Genomic DNA, 7,012 nt, shown 5'->3' on the forward strand with positions numbered 1-7,012 from the left:
CCCCGATCACCTATGGAAGCGAGCTTGCTCGCGATGACGTCAGCCCAGACACCCCCAAACCCGTGGCGAGGGAGCTTGCTCCCGCTGGGGCGCGCAGCGGCCCTAAAAAAGCGATGAGCGCTGCGCACTCAAGCGGGAGCAAGCTCCCTCGCCACAAAAGCTTCCAAGCCCTAAGTCCAGGCCCAAAGTCCAAAGTCCAAAGTCCTCAAGCCATATTGGCAGTTTGAGGAGTCCGGCCTGAGATGCTACCGCTCGTGCAACGCCTCGGACCGGGCCTTGATGATTGGCTTGAGCAGGTAGCTGAGCACGGTTTTCTTGCCGGTGATGATGTCCACCGACGCCACCATCCCAGGGATGATCAGCAAGGGCTTTTCAGGCGTGCCCAGGTGGCTGCGCTCGGTGCGCAGCTTGATGATGTAGTAGGTGGTTTTCTTGTCTTCATCGGTGATGGTGTCGGCGCCGATCTGTTCCAGCTTGGCTTTCATCCCGCCGTAGATGGTGTAGTCGTATGCGGTGAATTTCACCGTGGCGTCCTGGCCGGGGTGCAGGAAGGCGATGTCCTGGGGACGGATTTTCGCCTCCACCAGGATGGTGTCGTCCAGCGGCACGATTTCCACCAGGTCGCTGCCGGGCTGGATCACGCCACCGATGGTGTTCACCAGCAACTTGTTGACGATGCCGCGCACGGGCGACGTTACCAGGGTCCGGCTCACCCGGTCTTCCAGGGCTTTGCCGGTGGCCTGGGCCTTGTTCAGGTCGGTGCGAGCTTCGTTGAGCTGGGTCAGGGCTTCGCTGCGGAACTTGCCGCGGGTCTCGTCGATCTTGCGCTGCACTTCCTTGATCGCCGATTCGGCACGGGGGATCGCCAGCGTCGTGGCGTCCAGTTGCCCACGGGTCTCGACTTCGGCGCGCTTGAGCCGCAGCACTTCCACCGGCGATACCGCGCCTTGGGCCACCAGTGGCTCGGACATGTTGATTTCCTGGCGTTGCAGCGCCAGGCCGGAGCGGTACTGCGCCTGCTTGGAGATGAATTCGCGCAGTTCCTGCTGGCGCTGGATCAACTGCTCCTGCAAACCGCCGATTTCATCGTGCAACTGCTGGCGGCGGCTGATGTACAGCGACTCTTCGCTGGCAGCCTGGCCCGGCACCGCCTTGAGCACATCGGCCGGGAAGTTCAGCGGCCGATCATCGACCTCGGCACTCAGGCGCTCGACCCGCAACAGCATGGACAGGCGATCGGCCTCGGTTTCGCCGACGTTGGAGACAAACCGGGTGTCGTCCAGGCGAATCAACGACGCGCCGGCATCGACGATCTGCCCTTCCTTGACGAACAGCTCAGCGACGATGCCGCCTTCCAGGTTCTGGATCTTCTGGACCTTGGACGAGGGAATCGCCTTGCCGTCGCCCTTGGTCACTTCGTCGATCACGGCGAAGTTGGCCCACAGCATCAGGAACACAAAGAAGCCGATGATGCCCCAGATCGTCAAGCGCACCACCCGGGGAGCGTCCTCGATCAGCGCCTTGTTGACCTCGGGCAGTGGTTGGCCGTGCAGCGAGTCGGAACCTTTGAAATAACGGCCCACAGCGCCCTTGAAACCGGATTTAAGCAACACTGATCTGCCCCTTCTTCAACGCTTCCATGACAGCGGCTTTCGGGCCATCGGCGAGGATCTGTCCACGGTCGATCACCAACAGGCGGTCCACCAGCGACAGCAAGGATGCACGGTGCGTCACCAGCAACACGGTCTTGTTTTCCACCACGGCGGCCAAGCGCTGTTTCAAGCGCTCTTCACCGGTGTTGTCCATGGCGCTGGTGGGTTCGTCCAGCAACAGGATGGGCGGGTTGAGCAGCAGCGCGCGGGCCAGGGCGACGTTCTGGCGCTGGCCACCGGACAGGTTCTGTCCGCGCTCACCGACTTGCAGTTCATAGCCTTGCGGATGCAGGCGGGCAAATTCATGCACGCCCGCCAGTTCAGCGGCCTGGAGCACCAGTTCATCTTCGACGTAACGGGCGCCGGAGGTCAGGTTGTCCCGCAGGGTACCGGCCAGCAGCTGGATGTCCTGGGGCACGTAGCCAATGTTGTAGCGCAGCTCGCTGACGTCGATCTGGCGGATGTCCACGCCGTCCACCAGCAAGGCGCCGTCGTCGGGTTGGTAAAGCCCCACCAGCAACTTGGCCAGCGAGCTTTTGCCCGATCCGCTGCGGCCGATGATGCCGATTTTCTCGCCCGGCTTGATCACCAGGTTGATGTTCTTCAGCGCGGCGTTCTGCTGGTTCGGGTAGGTGAAATTCAACTGACGGCATTCAATGGCGCCCTGCAGGACCTTGCGGCTGAGCGGGCGCTCGTCGAAATTGCGTTCCTGGGGCAGCTCCATCATCTGGTCGACGGACGTCATGGTCACCCGCGCCTGCTGGTAGCGGGTCAGCAGGCCCGACAGCGACGCCAACGGGCTGAGGGCGCGACCGCTGAGCATGTAGCAGGCCACCAGCCCGCCCATGCTCAGGTTGCCGGCGATGATCAGGTAAACGCCAAAGACGATCATGATCACCCCGGCCAATTGCTGGATCAGCAAGGTGATGTTCATTGCCAGGCCGGACAGCATCTTCACCCGCAGTTCGAGGCGGCTGAGGGTGCCGATGGTCTGTTCCCACTGGTATTGGCGTTCGCTCTCGGCGTTGTTGACCTTCACCGCGTCCAGGCCGGCCAGGGTTTCGATCAGGCTGGATTGGCGTTCGGCGCCCAGGGCCATGGTGCGCTCCATGGTTGCCACCAGGGGCTTCTGCAAGGCATAGCCGATCAGCAGGGCAATCGGGAACGCCAGCACCGGAATCCACACCAGGTGCCCGCCGATAATCGCGATGACCATGAAGATCAGCAGGGTGAACGGCAGGTCGATCAGGCTGGTGAGGGTTAGCGAAGCGAGGAAGTCCCGCAGGCTCTGGAATTCATGGATGTTCTGGGCGAAGCTGCCGACCCGCGCCGGGCGGTATTTCATGGACATGCCGACGATGCGTTCGAACAGGGTGGCCGAGATGATCAGGTCGGTTTTCTTGCCCGCCAGGTCCAGGCACAGGCTGCGCAGCATCTTGAGGATCAGATCGAACACATAGGCGCCGGTGATACCAACGGCCAATACCCACAGGGTCGCTTCGGCCTGGTTCGGCACCACGCGGTCGTAGACGTTCATCACGAACAGCGGCGCGGCCATGGCGATGATGTTGATCAGCAGGCTCGCGGCGATGGCATCTGCGTACAGCCAGCGGGACCGCTTGAGGGTGTCGCGAAACCACGAACGCGCCCGGGGAATGAGCGTGCCGTGGTTGACGTCAAATTTATGCTGCGGCTGGGCGAAGAACACCTTGCCGCTGTAGTCATCGGCCAGCAGTTCGCGGCTGATGGTTACCTCACCGCCGTCGCTTTCGCTGAGCAGCAACCGCGCCTGGTCGTCGCCGACCCAGCCCAGCAGCACGGCACTGCGGCCGTCCTTGAGCAACAACAGTGCCGGCATGGCGATGGTCGGGATCTGCTCGAGCTTGCGTTGCAGCACCCGGCCTTGCAGACCGGCACGGGCCGCCGCGCGCGACAATAATTCGACGCTCAGCCGTTGCTTGGGCAGCGGCAGGCCGGTGGTGAGCATCGCCGCGCTGGCCGGCTTCTGATGCAGCATGCAGAGCGCCAGCAAGCCGTCCAGCAGCGGGTCGTCGTGCAGCGTGCGCGGGTCATGAACGAGTTCGACTGGACTGACTTCTGATTCCACGCTTGGCACTCTGACTGATTAAAACGGGTGGTAGGACTCAATTCATCCCAGGCAACTGAACCTTGGGCTTCATGTCGTTCTGCACAACCGATGCCAACGGTGCGACCACACCTTGGCTTTTCAACAGCTGGCCCATGGTTGCCTTGATCCGGTATTGGGTGAACAGCTGCACATTCTTGATTTCCGCCAGGCGACGGGAAGCGCTGAACAGCTCGTTTTCGCTGTCGAGCAAGTCCAGCAGGGTCCGCTCGCCGAGGCTGAATTGGCGCTGGTAGGCGGTGCGCACGCTGGTGCTGTGATCAACGTATTGCTGGGCGATCGGCACTTGGGCGTTGGCGTTGTTCAAGGCGTTCCAGGCCAGGCCAAGCTCTTCATTGAGCTGGCGCAGCGCGTTGTTGCGGATATCCAGGGCCTGGTTGGACAGGTACGACTTGGATTCCAGGTCCGCCTTGTTGCTGCCGCCGGCATACAGGTTGAAACGCATGCGCAGCATGGCTTGCCATTCATTGTTGTGGCCGTTCTGGCCGTCCAGGTCGTTGTCGGCGGTGCGGCCCAGCTCAGCGTCGAAACGTGGGTAGAAACTCGACTTGGCGGCTTCGTACTGCTGCTCGGCGGCGGCGATGTCGGCTTCGGCCGAACGCAGCACCGGACTGTTTTCCAGCATCTGGGCACGGGCTTCGGTCAGGTTGGCCGGCAGCAACGCCAGAAAATCGGCAGGACGTTCCAGTTGATCGGGCAGTTGGCCGACGGCGCTGAGGTAGTTGGTCTCGGCATCGGCCAGGTTGGTTTGTTCGGTGATCAGGTTGTTGCGGGCCTGGGCCATGCGCGCTTCGGCCTGGTCCATGTCGGCGCCGCTGCCCACGCCGCGGGAAGTGCGCAGCTTGATCTGGTCGAAGATGCGCTCGTGGCTCTTGAGGTTTTCCTCGGCCAGGCGCACGAACTCGCGACGGGTCAGCACGTCCAGGTAGACCTGGGCCACGGTCAACCCGGTGCGCTCGGACGCGTCCAGCAACGAGTAGGCCCGGGCATTGACGGTGGCTTGTTGACGCCCCACTTCGCTGGACGTCGCAAAACCGTCAAAAACCATTTGCGACAGGCGCAGGCTCGACTCGCTGCGGTTCAGGGTTTCCCAATGATTGGTCCCGCCCGACCGGGTGGTGACGCTGTCGGTGCCTTCACGGCCGTATCCGGCGGCAAGGTCCACCCTAGGCAGGTAGCCGCCCTTGGCCGCCTTGAGCTGGTAATCCGCCGCGAGGCGACTGTTCACGCCAGCCTGGATTTCAGGATGGACATCCAGCGCCTGTTGCATGGCCTGCGGCAAGGTTTGTGCTTGTACGAAACTGGCGGCGAGAGCAAAGGGTAAAGCCTTGAACAGGTACAGACGCATGGTGGATTTCTTCCTGAAACACTTGTCTTGGATCACAGCGAAACGTGGCGCTGCATCGGATGATGGCAACCGGAATGACCGTATGTCGGAAAGTTCAAAACAGGAGCTGGAACACGCACCGAAAGAACAGGTCGCCGCTTAAATATCAATGTGACATTACGGCGGCGATTGTTTAGGATGGCCGGCAGAAGGTCAATAGTTTGGCACAAACAAAATAATTGAAAAGTCGCAGCCAAAATATTGACATTGAAAAGCGTCAAATAACCTTACTTTGTGAACATGAACGTCCAGACCGCTGCGGCCCACAAGCCGCCGGGTCCATGGAAGTCTACTGAGCGTGGCACCCGGAGAGTCTTCAATGAGCAGTGTTATTGCCGTTGTCAAAAGCATTGTTGGTCAGGTTTTCGTCGTATCCCCCGAGGGCATCCGGCGCGTACTCATTGAAGGTGATCGCCTGAACGTAGGCGACCAGTTGGACACCGGCCCTGCCGGCGCCGTCACTTTGGAACTGGCCGATGGCCGCACCCTGGACCTGGGCCGCGACACCCAGTGGAGCGCCAATGCCCCGGATTCGTCCACCGATCTTGAACAGGCCACAGCCCAGGCCGCGCCGTCAGTAGAAGAGCTGCAACAAGCCATCGCCGCGGGTGTCGACCCGACGACCGCCCTGGAAGCCACCGCCGCCGGCGCCACTGCCGCAGGTACGGGCGGCGCCGCCGGTGGCGGCCACAGCTTTGTGGTGCTGGACGCCACCGCCGGTAGCGTCGACCCTACCGTCGGCTTCCCAACCGAAGGCCTCGCTGCGGCTGCCGCCACCGACAACAACATCCTGGGTGGCGACACCACGGATACGACCGCCAACGCCGTGCTCAATGCGACGATGACCCTGAGCGCCACGCCGACCCTGACCGAGGCCGGCGGCGTGCTGGTCTACACCGCGACCGTGACACAGGCCCCGCAGACCAACCTGACCGTGACCTTGTCCAACGGCGCGGTCATCGTGATCCCGGCGGGTCAACTGACCGGCAGCGTCAACGTCCCACTCGCGCCGAATGACACCGTCTACAACGACCCAAGCCAGATCAGTGTGACCGTCACCGGCACCACCGGCGGTACCGGCATCGCCGTGACCGTGCCCACCACGCCGGCCGTGACCCAGATTACCGACACCATCGACACCACCACCGTCACCCTGACGGCGGGCAACACCGTGACCGAAGGCGGTTCAATTGTTTATACCGCGACGCTGACCAACCCGGCTCAAACGCCAGTGACCGTGACCTTGAGCAACGGCGCGGTCATCACCATCGCCGCCGGCCAGACCACTGGCACCGTTAACGTCGAGACGCCGGCTAATGACGTCTACAACAACGGCAGCACGGTCAGCACCACCATTACCGGTGCGACCGGTGGCAACTTTGAAAACCTGGTGCCGAGCACTGCGCCTGCGGTCACTACGATTACCGATTCGGTCGACACCACTACCGTGACGTTGACTGCTACGCCGACCGTGAATGAAAACGGCACGATCACTTACACCGCGACCCTGACCGGTGCCGACGGCAAACCCGTCACCGCGCAGAATGGTCCTGTGACCGTGACGTTGGAAAGCGGCAAGACCATCACCATCGCAGCGGGCGCAAGCTCGGGCGTGTTGGATGTAGCCGTTGGCAACGACGTTTACCAAGGTCCAACCACCGTGACCGAGTCGATTGCTTCGGCATCCGGTGGCAACCTCGAAGCTATCGCGCCTAACACCGCGCCAGTCAGCACCATTGTTAGCGATGTCAACGACACCACCACCGTAACGCTGACTGCTACGCCGACCGTGAATGAAAACGGCACCATCACCTACACCGCGACCCT

General features: G+C 62.1%; 4 protein-coding genes. 1 reads left to right on the forward strand and 3 read right to left on the reverse strand.

The window, feature by feature from the left end; all coding sequences use genetic code 11:
• Positions 1 to 245 precede the first annotated feature (245 nt).
• From LQ215_RS23355 to LQ215_RS23365, 3 genes are read right to left on the reverse strand one after another with little or no spacing between them, the layout of a single operon-like run.
• Positions 246 to 1,613: an HlyD family type I secretion periplasmic adaptor subunit gene (locus LQ215_RS23355; RefSeq protein ID WP_230152773.1), complete on the reverse strand. Its 1,368-nt coding sequence runs from the start codon at positions 1,611 to 1,613 to the stop codon at positions 246 to 248.
• Positions 1,603 to 3,759: a type I secretion system permease/ATPase gene (locus LQ215_RS23360; protein WP_230152774.1), complete on the reverse strand. Its 2,157-nt coding sequence runs from the start codon at positions 3,757 to 3,759 to the stop codon at positions 1,603 to 1,605. The genes LQ215_RS23355 and LQ215_RS23360 overlap by 11 nt, the downstream gene beginning before the upstream one ends.
• Positions 3,760 to 3,796: 37 nt before the next feature.
• A complete protein-coding gene (locus LQ215_RS23365) occupies positions 3,797 to 5,146 on the reverse strand; it encodes a TolC family outer membrane protein (RefSeq protein ID WP_230152775.1) in 1,350 nt (449 codons plus the stop codon).
• A gap of 358 nt (positions 5,147 to 5,504) precedes the next feature.
• Between LQ215_RS23365 and LQ215_RS23370 the strand changes: the two genes are divergently transcribed.
• Positions 5,505 to 7,012 (forward strand): retention module-containing protein (locus LQ215_RS23370; protein WP_230152776.1); only part of this gene is annotated, 1,508 nt, incomplete at its 3' end.

Source organism: Pseudomonas brassicacearum (assembly GCF_918698105.1).
GTDB classification, from domain to species: domain Bacteria; phylum Pseudomonadota; class Gammaproteobacteria; order Pseudomonadales; family Pseudomonadaceae; genus Aquipseudomonas; species Aquipseudomonas brassicacearum_F.